This is a genomic window from Actinomadura bangladeshensis, from assembly GCF_004348335.1.
GTDB lineage: Bacteria > Actinomycetota > Actinomycetes > Streptosporangiales > Streptosporangiaceae > Spirillospora > Spirillospora bangladeshensis.
Map to the genome: position 1 here is coordinate 1 of NZ_SMJW01000152.1, position 20,470 is coordinate 20,470.

Annotated in this window: 15 protein-coding genes and 1 pseudogene; 10 read left to right on the forward strand and 6 right to left on the reverse strand. The window is 68.8% G+C overall.

The window, feature by feature from the left end; translation table 11 throughout:
- Window positions 1-481: 481 nt before the first annotated feature.
- Entirely contained in the window at window positions 482-1,060 is a 579-nt protein-coding gene (locus tag E1284_RS25910) for a hypothetical protein (RefSeq protein WP_131942741.1), read from the forward strand.
- Window positions 1,061-1,138: 78 nt separating this feature from the next.
- On the opposite strand, the gene E1284_RS25915 is transcribed toward E1284_RS25910, so the two are convergent.
- Window positions 1,139-2,533 carry an IS4 family transposase gene (locus E1284_RS25915; RefSeq protein ID WP_165965433.1) on the reverse strand — a complete coding sequence of 465 codons (1,395 nt, stop codon included), beginning with the start codon at window positions 2,531-2,533 and terminating at the stop codon, window positions 1,139-1,141.
- Between the two features lie 601 nt (window positions 2,534-3,134).
- Between E1284_RS25915 and E1284_RS25920 the strand changes: the two genes are divergently transcribed.
- Together E1284_RS25920 and E1284_RS25925 are read left to right on the forward strand one after the other, a co-directional pair.
- Window positions 3,135-4,463: a hypothetical protein gene (locus E1284_RS25920; protein ID WP_131942743.1), complete on the forward strand. Its 1,329-nt coding sequence runs from the start codon at window positions 3,135-3,137 to the stop codon at window positions 4,461-4,463.
- 250 nt (window positions 4,464-4,713) lie between these two features.
- Window positions 4,714-4,971 (forward strand): hypothetical protein, encoded by a 258-nt coding sequence (locus E1284_RS25925; RefSeq protein WP_131942744.1) that lies wholly within the window; start codon window positions 4,714-4,716, stop codon window positions 4,969-4,971.
- Window positions 4,972-5,098: 127 nt separating this feature from the next.
- On the opposite strand, the gene E1284_RS25930 is transcribed toward E1284_RS25925, so the two are convergent.
- The 3 genes from E1284_RS25930 to E1284_RS25940 all read right to left on the reverse strand — a co-directional run bounded on the left by E1284_RS25930 (window position 5,099) and on the right by E1284_RS25940 (window position 7,861).
- On the reverse strand, window positions 5,099-5,455 hold the full coding sequence (locus tag E1284_RS25930; protein WP_131942745.1) for a hypothetical protein: 357 nt from the start codon (window positions 5,453-5,455) through the stop codon (window positions 5,099-5,101).
- Between the two features lie 863 nt (window positions 5,456-6,318).
- Window positions 6,319-6,765 carry a hypothetical protein gene (locus E1284_RS25935; protein ID WP_131942746.1) on the reverse strand — a complete coding sequence of 149 codons (447 nt, stop codon included), beginning with the start codon at window positions 6,763-6,765 and terminating at the stop codon, window positions 6,319-6,321.
- A 409-nt stretch (window positions 6,766-7,174) separates the two neighbouring features.
- Window positions 7,175-7,861, reverse strand: coding sequence for an SDR family NAD(P)-dependent oxidoreductase (locus E1284_RS25940; protein WP_131942747.1), 687 nt, complete (start codon window positions 7,859-7,861; stop codon window positions 7,175-7,177).
- Window positions 7,862-8,000: 139 nt separating this feature from the next.
- Between E1284_RS25940 and E1284_RS25945 the strand changes: the two genes are divergently transcribed.
- From E1284_RS25945 to E1284_RS25960, 3 genes and pseudogenes are all read left to right on the forward strand, one after another.
- Window positions 8,001-8,888, forward strand: coding sequence for a helix-turn-helix domain-containing protein (locus tag E1284_RS25945; RefSeq protein ID WP_131942748.1), 888 nt, complete (start codon window positions 8,001-8,003; stop codon window positions 8,886-8,888).
- Between the two features lie 369 nt (window positions 8,889-9,257).
- Window positions 9,258-9,338: pseudogene (locus E1284_RS25955) on the forward strand (IS5/IS1182 family transposase); the annotation flags it as partial.
- A gap of 190 nt (window positions 9,339-9,528) precedes the next feature.
- Window positions 9,529-11,853: a molybdopterin-binding protein gene (locus E1284_RS25960; RefSeq protein WP_131942749.1), complete on the forward strand. Its 2,325-nt coding sequence runs from the start codon at window positions 9,529-9,531 to the stop codon at window positions 11,851-11,853.
- A gap of 198 nt (window positions 11,854-12,051) precedes the next feature.
- Here the strand turns inward: E1284_RS25960 and E1284_RS25965 are convergent, their stop codons facing one another.
- Window positions 12,052-12,390 (reverse strand): ArsR/SmtB family transcription factor, encoded by a 339-nt coding sequence (locus tag E1284_RS25965; protein WP_207923955.1) that lies wholly within the window; start codon window positions 12,388-12,390, stop codon window positions 12,052-12,054.
- A gap of 54 nt (window positions 12,391-12,444) precedes the next feature.
- Here E1284_RS25965 and E1284_RS25970 point away from each other — a divergent pair, with 54 nt between their 5' ends.
- The 4 genes from E1284_RS25970 to E1284_RS25985 all read left to right on the forward strand — a co-directional run bounded on the left by E1284_RS25970 (window position 12,445) and on the right by E1284_RS25985 (window position 19,624).
- Window positions 12,445-13,209, forward strand: a complete 765-nt coding sequence (locus E1284_RS25970) for an SDR family NAD(P)-dependent oxidoreductase (protein ID WP_131942751.1) — start codon at window positions 12,445-12,447, stop codon at window positions 13,207-13,209.
- A gap of 104 nt (window positions 13,210-13,313) precedes the next feature.
- Entirely contained in the window at window positions 13,314-14,165 is an 852-nt protein-coding gene (locus E1284_RS25975) for a sigma-70 family RNA polymerase sigma factor (RefSeq protein ID WP_131942752.1), read from the forward strand.
- Between the two features lie 2 nt (window positions 14,166-14,167).
- On the forward strand, window positions 14,168-14,518 hold the full coding sequence (locus tag E1284_RS25980) for a DoxX family protein (protein ID WP_131942753.1): 351 nt from the start codon (window positions 14,168-14,170) through the stop codon (window positions 14,516-14,518).
- A gap of 372 nt (window positions 14,519-14,890) precedes the next feature.
- Entirely contained in the window at window positions 14,891-19,624 is a 4,734-nt protein-coding gene (locus tag E1284_RS25985; RefSeq protein ID WP_131942754.1) for a HEAT repeat domain-containing protein, read from the forward strand.
- A gap of 11 nt (window positions 19,625-19,635) precedes the next feature.
- Here E1284_RS25985 and E1284_RS25990 read toward each other — a convergent pair whose 3' ends face one another.
- Complete coding sequence (locus E1284_RS25990; RefSeq protein WP_131942755.1) at window positions 19,636-20,424, reverse strand: formylglycine-generating enzyme family protein; 789 nt, start codon at window positions 20,422-20,424, stop codon at window positions 19,636-19,638.
- Window positions 20,425-20,470 lie beyond the last annotated feature (46 nt).

Below are 20,470 nucleotides of genomic sequence, written 5' to 3' on the forward strand. Positions count from 1 at the left end.
AACTTTCTCAGGGGTCACCGCGCGGGCAGCTCGAACCACGACCGGCAACCTGCCACCTACGCGGCCGCGGCGAGGCCCACCTGCCGGACTCGGTCTGGATGCCCAACAGCCCTGATTAGAACTTTCTTTACGTCTTCAAGGGCGCCCGCTACGCGGGCCGCCGGGCGGCCGACTGGTTCGGGCCGGGCGTGCGGCCTCTGCGGGCCGACCCGGCCCGAACCAGTCGACCGCCCAGCAGCGCAGGCACTCAAGAGCCTGAAGAGATCACATGACTCCGTCTCGTTTCAGCGCTGCACGAATCTCCCGGCTATGTCCGGCGCGTCGAGTCCGAGCCGCTACGTGGTCGACTTCGTCGAGCCTCAACCGTTTACTGACCAGCACGATTTCAGCTGTTTTGGCCGCTGCCCTATCCGGTTCCGGAAAGGATGGGTCCATGGGGTATTGGGGCACGTATATAGTCGCGCGCAGCAGCCGCCCAATTATGGAACTCGACGCGCTGCGGGCGTCGGCAGACCGGCTGGCCTGGCGAGGCGTAGCCTCGGACGGCTGGCAGGTGGCGCAGATCCACCGTGGCCCGGAGGGGTGGGAGTCGACGTCGTTGCCCGCTGAGTGGGAGGACCTGCTCGTCGCGGTGATGGAGCAGACCAGGCATCCCGTGCTCGCCGCTGTGGTGATGGATAGCGACGGCGCCCAGTTGATCGGCTTCAGCCCGAAGGCGGGCCGGTGGGGCGGCTGGCTTGAGCTGGACAGCATCATCGGGCACATCATCCCCGGGGCGTGGCCGTACTTCTATGAGGACGAGAACGGCGAGATGCAGCCCGATGAGGGCGAGGACTACCAACGCCGACGCCGCGCGGCCGAACAGCAGATGCATGCGGTGGGACCGCCCGCTCCCCTCGCGGCGCCACTGGCCGTGCAGTGGGCGACCGAGGCCGGGTTCACGTCAAGCATCGCCGCTGTGCAGGCCGCTCTGGACGGTCGAGAGGTCTTCGTCGAGGACCTCTTCTTCCGACTCCTTGAGACGCTCGGCCTGCCCGAGTTCGCAGACGCCGAGTCCTGACCACCAGCACCTACAGGTCGACGAGGACACCGGTTGAACGTGCCCGAAGCGGGGGCTTCGCAGCCCAATGCAGTTGCTTTAGGGAGGTGCCTGCGTCTGGGCAGGGCGTGGGGTGAACGCGCGGCCTGCTTGGCGGCGGGGTTTGTTCTTGGCGGTCTGGTTGTGGGCCCAGCGGCCTGGGGCGACGTGGCGGTGTCCGGCGCGGGTGCGCAGTACTGGCCATCTGCTGGGCTTCTTGATCGCTCGGTGGTGTCGTCGGCCGCTTCGGGGAGGCAGGAGGCGCCTGCGTGCCTCGTGCAAGGCCTCGCTCAGGGCATGGGCGAGCTTGGTGCTGTTGGTCGCCACCTGGGAGAAGATGCTTCTGCGGATGATGCGGACGCAGGTCAGGTAGGAGATCCGGTCGGTGTCGACGACCGGCCCTGTGCCGATGGCGGCGTCATGGGCGAGGCGACGGATCGCGTGATGAACGGCGAGGAAGGCCCAGAGCTCTTGGCGGGCCCCTTCGGGTGTGCGTGAGCGCAGTGGCCCGGATGGGCCGAGATGGTTCTTCAGCTCGTCGAAGGCCAACTCGATCTCCCAACGCTGCCGGTAGATCGCCACCAACTCCTCGGCCGGGTAGGCCTGGTGGTCGGTGAGGGTCGTGCCCAGATGGACGACGTTCTCCCCGGCGGCGTAGCTGATCACACGGAAGACGATGTGTGCGGGTGGCGTCCGGCCTTGCTCTCTGGCTCGCCGCCGGACCCTCTTGCTGCATGTCGAGGTGGACAGGATCGATCCGTCGGCGAGTTCCTTCAGCGCGGTGCCCAGGTGGTTGGACTGCAATCTGACCAGCAGGTCGGCTCCGGCCGTGGTGAAGACGTCCACGACCTCGGCCGACCAGAACCCCCGATCGGCGACCACTAAATCGTCGGGGCCCGTGGCGGACGCCAGATCAAGCGCCAGGCTCCGTTCCCCGTCCCGGTAGCCGCCCATTGCCGCGTCCAGCACCCCGTGCGTGCCAATCTCCGACAGCACCACAGACCTGATCTGCGGAAACCCGAACGGGACGCCCCTGGAGGAAGGCCCGTCGAAGGCATGGCCATTGCTGGCCGAGTCCGGAACATCGAACTGGGTGCCGTCCATGGCCAGCAGCCGCATCCCACGCCACCACGCGCCCGGCGTCGCCGGCCCGGCCAGCGGACCCGCCACCTCCCGGAACAGCGATTCCATGACCTGTTCACCCAGCCGCGCCCGTGCCCGGCACAACGATGACCGGTTGACCCCGGCCAGAGCCCGGCTCCCCGGCAGCCCGCCGGCCAGCAGCCGGACAACCTCTTCACAGGACTCCCGGGCGAACAGACACAAGCCGAGCACGAAATAGACCACCAGACGCGACGGCAGCAACCTGCGCCGCCGCTCCAAACGGCCGTGCCTGACCACCACCTCGTCGACCAGCTTGGGAGGGAACACCGTGGTCAGGACCCCGAGCCGCACCCCGAACCCCGCAGACCTCCCCTTCACCTCGCGGGCATCACTCCGGCCGCCAACGCTGCACCCCGGCCACCCGGTCCCTGCTCACGGCGCATTCCGTCGCCCCCTCCCACCCCGATCCACATCCCCGAGAACCGGCAACACGATCAAGGAGCACCAGGACATTACGGCCCGGTATGACCCACCCGTGACGAGCACGAACCACGAACGTGACCCCACCACCCGGCAACCGGAGCGCACCTGGCTGGACCAGCACACCTGGGGAACCCCATGGTTCCCCAGCCCCCTCTTGAACCCAGAGCACACGATCACGCGCTTCGCACCGACCACCCCCACCAGCCCACGAACCAGCTAAAGCAACTGCATTGGCCTCGCGGCCCCCAGCCCCCCGCGGGCCGGAGGGCACGCCCGCGCGAAGCTGCCTGTCACACCGTCTCGCCGTTCGCGCGGACGCACCCTCCGGGACGAGCGTGGGTGGTAACCACGTCCGGAACGCCGACGGGGCTTGCACGGAGAGCCACCCCACATGCGGCGCGTTAGGTAGACCTGGTGTTCTCACCTACTTAAAGGCCTTCTCCGTGCTCTCGTTCTGTAGTATGAGTGCGTGAGCGAGAGCACTGAAGAGACGGACGCCGAGTTCGCTCCTCCAGGGGAGCCAATATCAACCCTGACGGTGCTTGAAAACTACTTCGGAACAACACCAAAGCGCGAAGATCTCCACGCGATGCATAGCCGCGACTTTGATGAGCTCGCCAAACTAGTCCTCTCATCCTCCGATGCCCAGGTTGACACCCCAGTTCCACCAGGAAGCTACTACCCTGGGGGTTGGGTAGCAGGCAACTGGAGATACCAGGCCGCGCGGGGTGACCTAAATCTACTGCTTCTATATTATCCGAGGATTCTGGTGCACGATCCAGTCGCCGAATTCTTCTTCAGGGATATGAACAGAGTGCCGGAGCTTAGGTCGATCCGCAGCGGCAACAAGTCTATGACGATGTCCGCCGGGCCGCGCGAATGGATGGACGGGAGTACGTACTCCAACTTGCGCGACAACACCGAGGTGGTCCGCGAATATCTCTGGGAAATGATTGAGGCCATATTTGACATGGCTCCGTTGATCAAAAGATCTGTCATATCTCTGAGATCTCAATGGCCGGTAATCGTAGACAGAAAACATCAAATTCTGACCTCAATGCGGCATGACATTAACTCGCAAAGAATGCAGGAGTTCGCCAACCAGGCGAATGCATCTGATGATCCCCTGCTCATATGGGATCATATTCGCGGACTCAAAGTCACGCCCTCGGAGGGAGTCTGGAAGGTCGATCGCCGCTGGGAGAACCAGTACGAGTTTTTCTATCTGGCCAAGACTCTTGCATTGGCGGACAGTGCGGGAGTGAAGTACGTGCCATCGGCAGAGTCGGACCTGGGCCTCCTGCAAACCAAGTTGGAATCCCTTGGACAGGCTAATGTCGGAGTCCGTCAGCCGTTGTCGCTTCTCAGCGAGGTTGCGCGACTTCTCGTCCCCGATTTCCAGTTGAGCGCTAAGACTGCTGTCGATATGCGCCAATCAGAAGACAGTTTCGACGAGTGGCGGCGGCATCTGTCTCGCCTCGCACGTGAAAGCAGGGAAGACGACCCCGCTGAACTTCGTCAACGAGTTGAAGACGAATTCGTTCCAGTGCTCAACCGAATTCGCAACAAGACCAAGCGAAGCAAGGTCATGGCTTCAGCCATGAAAGAACAATCCGCCACCGCGATTCTTACGGGGACGCCAGCAGTGGCCGCACCGCTACTGTTCGGGACGGGCAAACCACTCGTAACTCTTGGAGTAGTGACGACGGGCAACGTCCTTCAATGGATGTGGAAAGCCTATAGGCCGCCGTCGCTTGGTGGAACCGAGGCTGTAATGGCCTCAATTGTTAGAAAATGATGCCTTAATGGGTAACTGCTAATAAATGCCAAACGATAGCGCAGTGGCAGTTTTCGCCCTTGCTCCTCAACCTCCCCCTTCAAGCCAGCACGGCCGACGGTTTCGAACCACTAGGTCACAGCCATGCAATCTGCAGCCAAAGCGATGACGCGCTGCTTCCGGTGCTCGGGCCGTACCCGGCCCTGCGCTCCGGGTCGGCTTGTCCTCGGGGCGCCGTGCGCTGGTGGCCGATCCGGGTTACCTTCGAAGCGTGGACGAGGCGGAGGCGAGCGGGCACGCCTGGAGAAAGCTGGTATGCCAGCGAGTGACCGCCGAGCAGGATCGGGCCGCCCTAGCCCGTCCCATTGATTACGACGCCGACCCGTTCGAGGTCGAGTTGTACGAGCTGGCGGGCGACCCGCGAACACTGCTCATCGACCGCGCCCAGCGGCGCAGGGCCGAGCAGCACGAGCAGCACGAGCAGCACGTCCGGCGGTTGAAAGACCGAGGTCGACGAGCCGAAGGATGACGGCAACCTTGACGGCAACGACGGCCACCACCCCCCACCACGGGCGCACGTCGGGCACCATCTGACCTCGGCCGACGGGGTGGCCGCGGGGTGGTTGCTACTTCTGAAAAGCGGACGGTCGGCCGACTCAGAGGTCGGGTTCCTCGGGTCCGAGTAGGGTGCAGGCTCCTTCGAGGTCACCTGAGGCGATGAGGTGGCGTACAACCTCTACAAGGGCCGGAATGCCGGGCCGGTGGACGGTGATCAGGTCTGCGCATGGGAAATAGGCACCGTTGAGACATTCGCCGGTGCTCTGTTGGCGCCGCATGGCAGCGGCGATGGCGTCCAGGGTCATGAACGTCGCGTAGTAGCGGGTGCCGTCCGGGAGGATGATCGTCACGTCGGCCTCCTCCTGGGTCTGCGGGTCGTGGCCCTCCCAGCGGGGAAGCAGAAGTTCGAACGCCGGCTCGACGACGCGGTAGAACGGCCCATCGGTCTGGATCACGGCGCATCCCTCCTGCCGCTGGTATGCGCGGCGATGCTAACGGCAGTGCTAACGACGGGCCTGGACGGCTGTGGGTCATACAGGACAAGGCTACGGTTCGACCGCAACTCAGATCAGAGGACGAGCGTGGACGGCCTTGGATGGTCCTGATCTCGCTTGTAAGCAGACGGCGGGCGTCATCGTCGTGACGACCGTCAGTGGGAACGTGGGCGTCGCTCGGGCTGGGGTTAAGTTGCTGACGCGCCGCTTCCGGTGCTCGCTTCGCTGCGCTCCGGGTCGGCTTGTCCTCGGATGGTTCGGGTGCTGTCGCCGTTCCGATCGGCCCGAGGGCGCGCAGGTCAGCGGGTGCGGCGGCGTGCAATTAGCGTGCAATTAGGCAGGGTGATCAAGGGGCAGTCACGGTCACTGGCGGTACGAGTGGAGGCCAGGTCAGCCGCTGTGACAGCCCGGATCGGTTTGTTTCCCAAGCTGACAGCGCGGGTTCGATTCCCGTCACCCGCTCACGACGAAGGCCCAGCTCAGGGATCCATCACCGACTCTGAGCCTCTTCTGTTCATCAGTCACAGTGCCCGCTACGTGCCCGATCGCGCTCGCCCTGCTTCGAGCCCTCTTGGAACGTGAATCGCGCCGCGAAAGTGATCAACCGCGGCGGACGTACCGATCCGGCGGTCATCCTCCAAGCTCGGGGGAACCTCTCGCACTGAGCAGCGAAGTCGCCGCCCGAGCGTCGCAGCCGCGTCCGCTCGATGAATCGGCGAGGGTCGTCAACCGGTGGTTGGCGGCGCGACGGGATCCGTCGCCATTCTCCTCGCCGCGGCCCTTGAGGTCGAGGTGTGTCTGGGCGCGTCGTCGGCCGAAGGCAGTCAGGCACTGGCCGAGGTGCTGATGCCCACCGCCCAGACGGCACCGATCGCCAGCAGCATGAAGATCATGGAGGTGGCGATCCAGGTCATCGCACCCCCGCTGACCTTCGTGGTCGGGTCCTCGAGCCACCGATAGTAATCGCGGGTGATCTGACGCCGAACCGGGGCGAGCATCACTGGGAACATGATCATGACGGCCGCGTACAGGTACAGGGTCTGACCCAGTGTGTGGCTTTGGGCGAGACCTCGCACGCCGACCCCGATGATGCCGATGGCCGGGAGCCAGAACTGCTTCCTGCGGTACTTCGGTATTTGGATGATCCACTGCATGGCGGCGAGATTGATGAAAGTGGCGCCCACCGCGATCATCGCCCATGCGCCGGTGGGCAGCGACAAAAACACGGGAAGCCCCCTTCGAGCCTGAACCCCATGAGCTTCAACACTCATCGGGTTCAGACTAGTATGCCGACGAGCGGTGGCCCTTGATCAATGGCCCCGTGGCGGCGAAAGCCATGGTCGCTTCCACACGAACAGGTCGGCGGCGGGGCCGACTTCGATCTGTGAGGCGCCGAGTTGGTGGAGCCCCGCGAAGCTGATGTCGGTCTCGTATTCGATGCCGCTCCCACGGACGACCCGGGCTCCCATGGAGACGCTCGGCCTGGTTCCCGTTTTCGGGTGACCCTGCCGTGCCCGCGCACTGGGTGGATCCCGGTCTCCCTGACCCACTGCTTCTGCTCGTCGTCATCCCAGTGCGCGGCGAACTCGTCACGCCGCTGGAAAAACCGGGCCGGGATCCAGGTGGTCACCGATCGGCATAACGCAACTTCACGGGCCCGGCCGGCCTCCGTGCCAGCACCTACCAGGGCAGTACGCCGTTCTCATCCTGGAAGGTTCCCGTCGGTCCGTCCGCGTCGAGGGTCGCCAGACTCACTACGGTTTTGGCGCTCTCTTCGGGGGGCCTTCCGATTCCGAGGGCCGCGGTCATGTCCGTGGCGGTGGTGCCGGGCTCCAGCGCGTTGAATTTGATGCCCGGGTGGGACTTGGCGTACTGGACCGTCAGCATGGTGGCCGCCGCCTTGGACGCGGAGTACAGAGCGACCGAGATGTGGAACTCGGGCCGGTCGGGGTTGGTCACCGCCCAGAACGACCCGGCGCTGCTCGAAACTGTGACGACGATGGGGTTGGAGGACTTGCGCAGCAGGGGGAGCGCCGCCTCGGTGACCCGCACGATCCCCACCGCGTTGGTATCGAAGGCTTGCAGTGCCGAGGGGCCGTCGAGGCCTCCGGCCGCCAGGATGCCCGCGTTGTTCACCAGGACGTCCAGCCGGCCCTCGGCCGCACCGATTGTCGCCAGCGCGTTGTTCACCGACGCGTCGTCGGTCACGTCGAGTTGAACGAATCGCGCGCCGATCGCTGCTGCGGCCTTCTCTCCCCGTTGGATGTCGCGCGCGCCGATGTAGACGACGTGGCCCAATTCCAGAAGCTGTTTGGCTGTCTCGAAACCGATGCCCTTGTTGGCCCCGGTGATCAATGTGACGGTCATGGGTCGCCTTCCTTGATTACGTGGCCCGAGTGGCCGCCAGGAACGCTATGCGGGCCTGATCGCCGGTCCCAGAGCCCTGCCGAGCCTGGGGTGTGACAGGGCCCCCTTCACCGGCCGGACGGCGATTTAGGCTGGTCGCATGAGCGAGAAGACGAACGCCCTCGGTGCGTACCTGCGCGCTCGCCGCGAACTGGTGACGCCTGAGCAGGCGGGCATCCCCGACCTCGGCGGACGGCGTGTGCCCGGTCTGCGGCGGGAGGAGGTCGCCATGCTCGCCGGCATCAGCGCCGACTACTACCTGCGGTTGGAGCGGGGCCGCGACCGCAACCCGTCGGTGCAGGTGCTCGAGGCGATCGCGCGCGTGCTGGAACTCGACGACGACCACTTCGCCCACCTGCTGACCTTGGTCTCCGATGCGCCCCGTCAGCGCAGGCGCCGCCCGCGCAGGGAGACCGTCCCGCCCGGCGTGCGCAAACTCCTGCACGCCCTCGTCCAGCCCGCCTTCATCGAAGGTCGCTACTTCGACGTCCTGGCCTCGAACGCGCTCGCCAGGGCCCTCGATCCCCGCCTCGTCGTGGGCGGCAACCAGCTGAGGGACATGTTCCTGGACACCGGCCAGCAGAGGCTGTACCCGGAGTGGGAGAACGTCACGGAGTGCCTCGTCGCCAACCTGCGGCAGTCCGTGGGCAACGACACCGACGATCCCCGCTTCGCCGATCTCGTCGGAGAGCTGTCCCTGGCGAGCCCCCGATTTCGCCGGCTCTGGGCCCGGCATGAAGTACGCGGACAGAGCGGGGCGCCGATCCGGCTCGATCATCCGCAGGTCGGAGCACTCACCCTCAACAGGGAGCGGCTGAGCGTGGGCGGGGCCGAGACCCTGAAACTCGTCATCTACCACCCCGACCCCGGCTCCGGCGACGCGGACAAGCTGGCCCTCCTGGCCTCGGCGGACCTGCCCGCACGGACACCGGACGGCAAGGGTCCCACCGCCGCGATACGTGAGGCGGACCGCGCTGCGTTCGGGTGAACTCGTCCGGGCGCCGGACGCGATGCACGGCGCGATCGCGGAGCATTTCTCACCAACGCTTTGAGGTGGGGGCATCTGTGACAATCATCGGCGCGTGCCGCCTAGGCCGCGGAGGCCGCGGCCGCGGGTGATCTCGTGGTCATCGCCTGTCCAGGGCCTCGCGGGCAAGGTCGTGCTGGACACCAACAACTACATGGCCTGGCGCGACGGCCACTTCCGATGATCGACTCCGGCGAGAAGACGGTGCACGAACTTCGCCAAGGCAGCTCCCGATGTCGAAGGTCGCCAGGGCGTTCACCCACATCAAGGCCCCGCGCCTGATCAGCGCCGCCCGCCCGGCAGGCGACCTTCCGAAGCGGTTGGCGCTGTCTCCGCGGACCAGGTGAACGAGCCAATGCCCAGCTCCAGAGCTGGAAAATTTTGACCAAGCTACGTTGCTGCCCCCACTGAGCCGGTCGCCTGGCCAAGGCCATCAATGTCCTCCAGAAGCGCGAGCTCAACCCACGTCGAAAAGGCTCGAAGCTGCCCCTGACGTGGCATCGGGAACTGGCCAGTTGTTGGTGTAAACCGACGAGCTCATCCGTACGTCCTGCTTTTTGAATGTAGATCATCTGGTTCTATCCGCTGGTGAGGTGATGGTGTGAAACGTCGTGCCGGCATTGCCGTCTCGGTGACGTTGACCCTGGTGTTAAACCCGTTGGTGGCCGTTTCCGCGGCGAGTGCCGCCGCCGGTGAAACGACCTCTGCACACGGTGCGCCGCAGTCGTACGAGGTGGCCTCCAAACGCCCTACGGCCCCGTTCACGGTGGCTCCGCGTCGCCTGGCAGTGCCGCTGACCTGGTCTGAAACCGAGGTCAAGCCGGTCAGCCGGCCCATCACCTACCGCAACAACACGGCCAAAGCCGTCGAGGTCGGATTGAAGGTGAAGCTGCGGGACGGGTCCGGACACGAGGCTCCTGCCGCGCTGGCGAAGCTGTCGGCGGAGACCCTGACCGTTCGTGCCGGGCAGGAGGCCAGGGCGAACCTGGAACTGCGGCGCAACGGTGTCGAGCCGGGCCTGTACCGCGGCACCGTCCAGGTCACCTCCGCCGCCGGTGAGCAGATGGGCTCCACAGCGGTTTCGATCGACCTCCGCGCACCCGCCTCACCGCCGGCTCCTCCGGTGGGGTCCATCACGGCATCCGCCGACACCGTCAACGTCGACCTCGCCTCGCCCGGCATCCCGGACCTGACGCGGCGCCACACCCTCACCTACCGGAACACCGGGAACAGGGCCGTCAGGCTGCGGTTGTCCGCCGACGTGACCGGTCCCGACGGCGAGTCGGCCAAGGCGCCCGCAGGGTTCTTGGACATGCCCGACCATGTGACCGTTCCGGCTCGGAGAAGCGCGCAGGTGACGCTGACCTTCCGAGGCGCCGGAATTCCGCACGGCCGCTATCTCGGGGCGCTGGTCGCCACGGGCAACGACGGTGCGACGAAGGTGACCACCGCGATCGTGGCTGATGTCGGCCGGGACCTGTACAACGTCGGGGTCAATCTGATCGACCGCAATGGCGCCGCACCGACACAACCGATCTGGGTCTACGCCTGGAGCGTTTCGAACGGTGGTCGCTGGGAGCGCAAGGTCGAGAACGGCAGTGGCGTCTTCGAACTGCCGCCCGGCACTTACGACATCACCACCGCCGTCCCCACCGGTGCGGGCGAAACCCTGATCAACCGCCGGGTCACGGTCGACGACTGGGACCTCGACCTGGGGATGGACGCCCGGGAGGGCGAGCCGGTCGAGCTCAGTCCGCAGGGCATCGGTGTTCCCGGGATGGTCGAGGCGTGGTACGACACCCCGTGGTACCGGTTCACCGCCGACGGTCCCGAAGGCTCGGTCTTCGCCGTCTGGCACGGTCCCGACGAGGTCGGGGACAACGTCGGCTTCCAGGTCACCGGATGGGGCAAGCGCGATGCGACCAACGGGCCGGGCGCGGCCTACATTCTGAGTCGGCACTTCGCGGGTCGAATTCCGTCCTCCACTGTGTGGCACCCGAGTCCGAGCGAGTTGAGCGTCACCCGCAACCACTTCCGCTCGGTGAATCTCTCCGGAACCGGCGGCCTCAACGTGACGGGCGGATACGTCGACGAGATGCGAATGGACGTGACCTTCCCGCAGACCGTCACGACCTACATCGAGCCCGGACTCGTCTACAGCCGAGAGCTGGGCTATGGAATCGGCTACGAGAACTGGGCCGAGATCGCCGATTACCGCACCACGGCCGTGCAGGGGGAACGCGACGACGTCTGGAACGGCGCGGTCCTCACCACGGGTGACTTCGGGACGGGATCGGAACCGCAGCGCAGTTCCGGCGGCCAGCTCTCGGTGATCGCTCCCATCGGGTACACCGACTCGTCCGGACGGACCGGTTCGATGGACCGTACGACCAACGAGTTCACCCTCGCCGCCGACGGCCAGACGATCGCCACCGGTACGGGCCAGCTCTATGCCGGCGTCCCGCCCGAGTCCAAGCGCTACACGCTCACCTGGGACCGCACCGCCAACCCGGAGATCGCCAAGTTCTCCACCGAGATCAACACCGAGTGGTCGTTCGAGTCGCATCACATCGACTGGGTGGAACAGACCCTTCCGCTGCACCTGCTGCGGCTCGCGGTTCCCGGCCTGAACGACGCCAACGCCGCCGCGCCGGGCTCCCAGCTGCGGATGCCCGTGACGGTGCAGCCGGTCGGGGACCTGCCGGCGCCCGAGATCACCGCGCTGTCGGTCGAGGCGTCCTACGACGACGGCGGCACCTGGCAGGCGGCCTCGTCCGCCAAGGAGAACGGCGCCTGGACCGCGATCGTGACGAACCCGGACGCCCCTGGGTTCGTCTCCCTGCGGGTCAAGGCGACTGATTCCGACGGCAACACCGTGACCCAGTCGTTCATTCGCGCCTACGAGGTGACGTCCTGGATGCGGTGACCCGTCATCTTCATGACGTCCGGCTCTGACCGGAGGTCTCCGTCTCTCGACACCGTGATCGGCGGTAAGTGCACCATCGGCGGGGAGGGGCAGCCGTCCCCTCCCCGCCGAGGTCTCGGTCAGGCCTGGGCGGCGGCCCACCAGGCCAGGTCCCGGAGCTGGGCTGGTGTTGTTTACGGACGCGACGCTCCCGCACTGTCAGGGTTCCGTGTGGACGTGGGCACCGACGTCATCGTTATGAGCGGCGTCGAGTACGGAGGCGAGGAGGCCGGGGAAGCGGGCGTCCAGATCGCCGCGCCGAAGCTCGACGAAGCAGCGCGTCCCCTCCTGGCGGGTGCGGGTGAGGCCGGCGTCGCGCAGCACCCGCAGATGGTGGCTCAGCGTCGATTTGGCCACCGGGGCGCGCAACTCGCCCCAACCCCGCTCGCGGCCGTCTGCGAGCACCCGCACCAGGCCGACCCGGATCGGGTCGCTGAGCGCACCCAGCACCGTGACGAGAGTGATCTCGTCCGGATCGGGATGCCGGGCCTGCCTCATGGCCACGATGGTACTTTGTTCGACGTTCTACGAACATCGAACATTGGAGGGTGCATGGCCAGTCGGCCGCATGGCGACTTCACCGGCAGGGTGGTCGTGGTCACCGGTGCGGGATCGGGCATCGGCCGCGCCGCCGCGCGCGCCTTCGCCGAGGCCGGAGCCCGCGTGCTCGGCGTCGGCCGCCGCCGCGACGCGCTGGAGGAGACCGCCGCCGCGCGCGACGGGATCGCGGTCCACGCCGCGGACCTGCGCGCGCCCGAGACGGCGCAGCAGGTGATCGATACCGCGATCGAGCGGTGGGGGCGGGTGGACGTCCTGGTCAACAATGCCGGTGCCACCAAGGTGATGCCGCTGGCCGACACCGCACACGCCGGCGTCCGGGAGTTGTTCGACCTCAACGTCACCGCGCCCAGCCTGCTCGCCCATGCCGCCCTGCCCCACCTGCGCCGCAGCGCCGGGGCGATCGTCAACGTCTCCAGCACCTACGGCCACCGGCCCCTGCCGGGGGCCGCGCACTACGCCGCGTCCAAGGCGGCCCTCGAACACCTCACCCGCTGCTGGGCACTCGAAGTGGCCGCCGACCGGGTACGCGTCAACGCCCTCGCCCCCGGCCCCACCGAGAGCGAGGCACTGGCCGCGGCCGGGCTGGACGAGCCGGTCATCGCCCAGATCAAGGCCGAGGAGACCGCCCGCATCCCGTTGGGCCGCCGCGGTGAACCCGACGAGGTCGCAGCGTGGATCCTGCGGTTGGCCGATCCGGCCGCGACCTGGCTCACCGGCCAGATCCTCACCATCGACGGCGGCCTCGAACTCACCTAGACCCGGCGCGAGCACCGACCGGCGTCCGGCACGCCGCCGTCGATGGGTCACCTTTCGCCGGTTCGGTACGTCTCAGGGGTGGACTACCGGAAGGGGGAGGCGCCGTGACGGCGGAGGAAACCCGGCGGGCCGCGGTCTTCGATCGGGAGCGATCGCACCTGCTGGCGGTGGCGTTCCGCATTCTCGGGTCGGACGCCGACGCGCAGGACGTCGTGCAGGAGGCGTGGACCAAGTACGTCCGTGCCGACGTCGAGGAGATCCGCAATACGCAGGCGTGGCTGACGACCGTGGTGACGCGCCTGTGCCTGGACCTGCTGCGACGCTCCCGTGAATACCCCCGGCAGCCCGAGGATCTGCCGGAGGCCGCCGGCGGAGAGGACCCCGAGGAGGTCGCGCTCCTCGCAGCCGAGTTGACCGCCGCCTTCACGGTGGTGGTCGAGGAGTTGACGCCTCCGCAGCGGGTCGCGCTCATTCTGCACGATGTGTTCGGTGCGCCCTTCGAGGAGATCGGCCACATTCTCGGCACGACCCCCGGATCGGCCAAGAAGCTGGCCAGCCGGGCCAGGGGACGCGTCCGCCATGCTGAATGGCCGGACGTGCAGTCCAGTGAGGCCCATCGCGTTGTGAGCGCCTTCATGAAGGCGGCCCAGCAGGGCGATATCGACGGCCTCGTCGAGGTCCTGCACCCGGATGTGACGAGGACGGCCGACCCGCAGGTTCTTCGCCCGGGGGCCTCGCAGCGCGTGCACGGAAGAAAGGCCGTGGTCAAGGAGACCGGTGCGATGCGTGCCAGCGCTCGGCGGGCTCGCCTGGTCCTCATCGACGGGCGGCCCGGTATCGCGGTGGGGGCGAAGCCGCTCGCCGCTCTGGTCTTCCACGTCGTCGACGGCCTCATCATCCATTACGACGTCATCGCGGACCCCCGGCGGCTGGCGTTGCTGGATATCGAGGACTGATCATGTTCACCGCCTACGTTGCCGTCACTCTCGTTACGGCTGCGATCAATGCCGCGATCGTCGTCGCCGATCTGGCCAAGGCGAAGTTCGTCCTGGCCAACTCGGCCGAGGTGGGCGTGCCGCATTCATCGCTGCCTCTGCTGGCCGCGCTGAAGGGCGCGGGTGCGGCGGGCCTCGTCCTGGGGCTGCTCGGTCTCGACGTCATCGGCATCGCGGCGGCGGCCGGACTCGTCGCCTTTTTCGTCATCGCCGTCGCCGCACACGTACGGGCCCGGGTCTTCTACAACATCGCCTTTCCCGGTGCCTATCTCGCCCTGGCCGCCGCGTCCCTGGCACTCGCCGTGACGGCCTGACCGACGCGCGGGGCGGCCCGTAGGGTTGGAGTCCCCGAGCGAGTGGAGCGTGGGCTACCTGGGGCTTGTCCTACTGCAGTGGCCGCGGGACTTCTCGGCCCGCACCTGGTACGCCGAGGCGTTCGGCGACCTGGAGAACGTCCCGCCATGGGGCCCGAGCGGCACGTAGAGCCGCCGAAGGCCCCCTTTGGGCCGCGTTCTCCTTCGCCTTTCTCCGTGCTTTTCCGGGCTCGGATTCGCGACCCCCTTCGGTAGATTGAGGATCGAGATCGGCTGCGGCAAGGGGAGCGTGTGGCGGTGGACGGGGAGAACCTGATGCGCGTGGAATTCGGCGGGTACGAGCCTTACCGCGCCTGAGGCGTGACGGCGGACATGACGGGACGCGCGGCGACGGAGCGACTGCTGCGCTCGGCCGTCGTCCCGATCGAGGTGCCGGGCGCCGGGCAGCCGGTGCTGGGCACCGGTTTCCTCGTGGCGCCGCACGTCGTGGCGACCTGCGCGCACGTGGTGGCGAGAACGCGCGCTGAACTGCCCGAAGTCGTCATCGGAACGGTTCCCGGGAATGCGGAGAAGATCGAACTGGTCCCCGTCCCGGCGTGGTACCTCGGCAAAGACGCGGGCGGGCCGGATCTGGCCTTTCTCTGGTCCGCCAAGGCCCTTGACAATGCGCATGTGATGCTGGCTCCGGCCGTCGAAACGGGCGACGCGCTTCTCACCTACGGCCATCCGGCGGGCCAGTTCCGGGGCGGGCAGTCCGCCACTCTCCATTACGCCGGAGCATCGAAACTCCAGGGCGACCGGCAGGACTGGGAGCCGGAGCGCGTCGTCGGCACCCCGGTCTCGGGCGGCTACAGCGGCAGCCCCGTCCTCAACCTGCGGACCGGTGCGGTCTGCGGGATGATGTGCATGTCGAACGACCGCGGCAGCGCCCACATGGTGGGGGCGGCGGACATCCTCGGCCACCTCCCGGAAGAAGCGGCCGCGGCCCAGCAGCGCGAACCCGGCCCCGGCGGTGCCGCGTGGCTGGCCACGCTGACCGACGACCAGATCACCGCGGGCGGCTGGCGCTACGCCGGGCCCCGGCTCCGCGACTACCTGGAGACAGCCGTCCGTGCGGCGCTGCTCCCTTCCCGCTCCGAGGCGGACGGCACCTCCCGGCTCCCCGACCTCGCCGACGTGTACATGGAACAGTCGGCGATGCCGGACGAGACCATGCCGGAAGGCCACACGACGATCCCCGCCGCCGAGATCTTCCGGCGCGACGCGCACGCGATCATCTTCGGCGGTCCGGGCCTCGGGAAGTCCAGCCTCCTGCGCATGGGGTTGACGGAACTGGCGCGGGCCTGGCTGGACGGCGACCCCCGGACCGGGATTCCGGTGCGCGTCCAGGCGACCGACCTGGCGGACGCGCGGCCGCTCCCGCAGCTGATCGCCGCGAGCGTCGAGGCCGACCTCAGCGCGGCCGGCATCGTCAGTTCCTGGCCGCCCGAGTTCTTCGCCGCCGAACCCGTGCCGGAGGCGCGCTGGCTGGTGTTCGTCGACGGGCTCGACGACATCGTCGACCCGGCGGCCCGGCGGAGCGTCCTGGACAAGCTCGCCGGCGTCGCGAACGGCCCGCACGCGTCCCTCTACCGGTTCGTTCTCGCGTCCAGGCCGCTGTCGCTCCAGGAGCTGGAGCAGGACGACGCGTGGCTCGGCGGACGGTACGAGCTGCAGCCCTTCACCATCGGGCAGCTGCGGCGGTTCGCCGAGCACATGCTCGCCGAACTGGGCACCGACGACCCGGCGGCGGTCGCGCAGCGGCTGGTCGACGAGGTGGACCGGGCGGAGCTGGCGGGCATCGCGGTCGTGCCGCTGATGGCGACGATGCTGTGCCAGCTGCTCGCCCTCGATCTCGACCGTCCGCTGCCGACCGGCCTCACCGGCATCTACGAGGACTTCACCCAGGCCCTGGCCGCACCCCAGTACGTGGACGGGAGGCGCGGGATCTTCCAGCAGGCCGAGGCCGCCTTCCGGCCGTACGGCCCGCGGGCCGTACGGGCCGCGACCGATGTGCTGGACCGCTCGGCGGAGCTGCTCGCCCGGCTCGCCCTGGCCAGGCACGACGGCTCGACCGAGCCGGCGCTGGAGCTGCTGGTCGGCTGGGAGCGGGAGTCGCGGCCGCAGCCGATCCCGGAGCGGCGCTGGCGCGAGTTCCTGAAGGGGATCCTGCGGCGCAGCGGGCTCCTGACCGAACGCCTCGGCGACTTCGTCTTCGTCCATGACACGATCTGCGACTACCTGGCGGCGCGCGCCATCGTCGCCGACGAGGAGCGCTCCTTCGCGGCCTTCCACCAGCTCTTCTACGAATGGCGGCGGCCCTGGCCGGGCGTCGCCGAAGTGTGGCGGCAGCCGAGCTGGCGCTACTCGCTCACGCGGTTCCTGATCGCGCTCTGGCCGGGACCGGACCGGATGTTCAACGCGCTGCGCGGCGTCGCCGAGCAGGGCGGGCTCGCGGGCTGCGCGTTCGTCGTGTCGCTCCTCCAGGACGGCGTCGTCACCGACGAGCGCCTGGCCGCCGCGGCGGCGCCGACCCTGGAACGGATCGCCTCGACCCCGGTCGACCGCGGTTTCGCGGCCCGGCAGGCGCTGGAGCTGCTGGCCTGGGTCGGGGCGCGGGACCAGCTCCACCGGGTGGCGGTGGCCGACTCGGCGAGCCGGGAGACCCGCCGCCGGGCGGCCGTCCTGCTGGCGGAGCTCGGGGACGGCCGGGGGAGCGGCCGGCTGGCCGAACTGGCCGGCGACGACGGACGCGACGCCAACGACCGCCTCGACGCCTTCGGCGCGCTGGTCCGGCTGGGGGACGAGCGGGCGGCCGGCCTGCTCCAAGGCGTCGTCGAGGCACTGGTGGCCCGGACGGGCGTCCGCCGGACCACCCAGCGCGTCACGGTGCGGCTGGGCGCGGAGCTGGGCGCCGACGTACTCGCCATGATCGCCGAGTCGGGGGCTCTGGCGCGGGCCGTCCGGGAGGCTTCCGCGCGGGCGCTCACCCGGCTCGGCGACCCGCGCGGCCCGCTGCTCACCGCGATGCTCGGCGAGCAGGACTCCGACGCGGACGCGTCCGGCGCCCCACCGGCGGACTCGGAGCTGCCGCGTTCTCCGCTGGCTCCGGGCATGCTGCGCCTCATCGCCGCGAACACGGCGCTCAACGTCCGGATACGCCTGGCGGCCTTCGAAGCACTGACGCGGCAGAGCGCGCGGAGTTCTCCCGGTCTGCTGGCCGCCCTGACCAAGGATTCGAGCACCGGACCGGACACCCGCAAGGAGATCCTGGCCCTGTTCGCCGGAATGCGGGCCGAGGCGGACCCGGCGGACCCCGAGGCCGCCGACCCGGGGGCGCGGGGCGGCCGCGGCCGGACCGGCCCCGCCGGCGAGGACCATGTGGACGTACTCGGCTCCATCGCCCTGGATCCGCAGGTGGAACCGCACATGCGGATCGCGGCGGCGGAGTCCCTGGAGTTGTTCGGCGTGCCCGACGCCGCCGACTACCTCCAGGCGATCGCCGACGACACGTCCGTTCCCGAGGTGCTGCGTCGCCGGGTGGCGGAGATGGCGGCCTCCGCAGAGCGGAACCCCGGTGTGTCGTTCGGCGCGGGACCGGCCGCCGGCAAGGGCCCCTCACCGGCGGGCAAAGGACGGCTGGCGGCGTGGCAGGAGATCTTCGTCATGTTGTCGCGATGGCCGGGCCAGTGGCTGGCGGAGGAGGGCGGCGGCTCGGACGGTCTCGTCCCCCCGCCCCGGTGCCTGGACGCGATGGCCGACTTCGCGCGGAACACCTCCGTGTCGAAGAGCCTGCGGCTGGCCGCGGCGAAGGCGCTGGAATCGCTGGGCGACGCCAGAGGGACGCCGCTCGCCACGGGGCTGCGCTGGAACAGGCTGCGGGGTGCGCCGAGGAACGATTCCAGTGGTGCGGAGCTGTGCGTGAGGCTTCTCGACGAGGCCGCCGCGCTGGAGAGGCGGTTCCAAGGGGGCGGTGAAGGGCATCTGCCCGTGGTCGCCGAACGCCTGCACCTCCTGCACTCGCTGGCCGATGACTCCGGCACGGACATCAACGTCCGCTGCCATGCCGCCGAAGTGATAGCCCGCTCTGGAGACGGCCGCGGCAACGACGTCCTCCTGCTGCTCCTGGGCGACTCCTCGCAGAGCAGGAACGTGCGCGGCAGGATCGCCGAGACGTTGAAGCGGCTGGGTGATGCCCGGGGCGTGGAGCTGCTGCGGAGCATGGCCGTCGACAGGCGCAGATCCGTCTCGGAACGGCAGGCCGTCACCCGGTGGCTCAACGCGGTCGGGCAGGCCACGAAGGCCTACGCCGACGACCTCGGGGAAGAGCGGACCTGGCCGCGCGGAGTCCGGTACCTCCCCGATCCCGCGCTCAGCGCCCGCCTCCAGCTCAAGGAGTCCGCGACGGTGCCGGACGTCGAGACGCGGGAGGCGATCCGGTACGTGCTCGCCCAGTTCAGCGAACCGGAGAAGGTGCGCGGCCTGCTGGCCGCCGCGACCGACCCGGAGGCGCCGTCCGACCGGCGCCGGGAGGCGATCGGGGCGCTCGCGCTGCAGGGGGCCGCGAGCGAGCTGGCGGAGCTGGCCGGCGATTCCGGATACGACGCCGCGGTGCGCTGCTGGGCGGCCGAGGAGGCGTCCTGGCTGGGCGATCCCCGGGGGACGGAGACGCTGGTGTCCATCGTCGAGGACCGCTCCGTCGACCCCTACACGCGCCGCGGGGCCGCGCACTTCCTCGCCTGGCTGGATGATCCGCGGGCGTCGAGGCTGCTCGCCGGGCTCGCCACGGATCCTGCGACGACGATCGACGCGCGCCGGGCCGCCACCGAGCTGCTCACCCAGCTCGACTTCACCGACGACCTGCTGACGCTGGTCCTGGCCGCCGAGACCGCGGACGGCGCCCGGCTCAACGCGGTCGGCATCCTCGCCTCGCACGGGGACGAGCCGGAGTACGTCCTCGCACGGATCCGCGCGGAACCCACCCTCTCCTCCGCGGTCCGGCATCGGGCCGCGCAGGCGATGGGCGCGCTGCAGGCGCGCCGGCCGCCCGCCGCGGCGGGCGGCTGACGGTCCGGGCCTCAGGCGTCGGCGGCGCAGCGGAAGCCGGTGTTGCCGGTGCTGGAGTCGGGGGTGTTGCCGGTGCGGGCGGCGACTCGGTAGCGGTTGCAGTACGAGTCGTGGCACAGATAGGAGCCGCCGCGCATCGCGCGGGCCCCGCCGGACGGGGTGAAGGGATCGGCGCACCATTCCCACACGTTGCCGACGGTGTTGTAGAGGCCGTAGGCGTTCGGTGCGTAGGCGTCGACGGGGACGGGGCCGGGGCGGTCCTCGTGGTGGTCGGGGAAGGAGCCGCGCCAGATGTTGCAGCGGACCTCGCCGTCCGGGGCGAGGTCGTCGCCCCAGGGGTAGGTGGCCTGGTCGAGGCCGCCGCGTGCGGCGTACTCCCACTCGGCCTCGGTGGGCAGGCGCTTGCCGGCCCAGGCGGCGTAGGCGGCGGCGTCGTTCCAGGAGACGTGGACGACGGGGTGCGTCCCGCGGTCGCGCACGTCGCTGCCCGGCCCCTCCGGGTGGTTCCAGGCGGCGCCTTCGATGGCGCGCCACCAGGGGGTTCCGGCGGGGGACGGGGCCGCGTCCGCGGCCTCCCGCGTCAGGAGGCCCTTGAAGACGTAGGACCAGCCGTAGTGCTCGGCCTCGGTCCGGTAGCCGGTGTCCTCGGCGAAGGCGGCGAACTCGGCGTTGGTGACGGCGTGCGGGTCGATCTCGAAGGGGGCCACGTGGACGTCGCGGACGGGGCCCTCGCCGTCGTAGGGGTTGGCGTCGGCGTCCTCGTTGCCCATGCGGAAGGTGCCGCCCGGCAGGGCGATCATCCCGGTGAGGGGCCGGGCCGCCCGGCGGGTGAGGACGGGACGGGGG

Excerpts from the sequence above, each read along its gene's own strand:
- E1284_RS25940 (WP_131942747.1), bottom strand. The coding sequence starts at position 7,861 with ATGACCGTCACATTGATCACCGGGGCCAACAAGGGCATCGGTTTCGAG.
- E1284_RS25990 (WP_131942755.1), bottom strand. The coding sequence starts at position 20,424 with ATGATCGCCCTGCCGGGCGGCACCTTCCGCATGGGCAACGAGGACGCC.
- E1284_RS25985 (WP_131942754.1), top strand. The coding sequence starts at position 14,891 with ATGACGGGACGCGCGGCGACGGAGCGACTGCTGCGCTCGGCCGTCGTC.
- E1284_RS25965 (WP_207923955.1), bottom strand. The coding sequence starts at position 12,390 with ATGAGGCAGGCCCGGCATCCCGATCCGGACGAGATCACTCTCGTCACG.
- E1284_RS25970 (WP_131942751.1), top strand. The coding sequence starts at position 12,445 with ATGGCCAGTCGGCCGCATGGCGACTTCACCGGCAGGGTGGTCGTGGTC.
- E1284_RS25980 (WP_131942753.1), top strand. The coding sequence starts at position 14,168 with ATGTTCACCGCCTACGTTGCCGTCACTCTCGTTACGGCTGCGATCAAT.
- E1284_RS25945 (WP_131942748.1), top strand. The coding sequence starts at position 8,001 with ATGAGCGAGAAGACGAACGCCCTCGGTGCGTACCTGCGCGCTCGCCGC.
- E1284_RS25910 (WP_131942741.1), top strand. The coding sequence starts at position 482 with ATGGAACTCGACGCGCTGCGGGCGTCGGCAGACCGGCTGGCCTGGCGA.
- E1284_RS25935 (WP_131942746.1), bottom strand. The coding sequence starts at position 6,765 with ATGAGTGTTGAAGCTCATGGGGTTCAGGCTCGAAGGGGGCTTCCCGTG.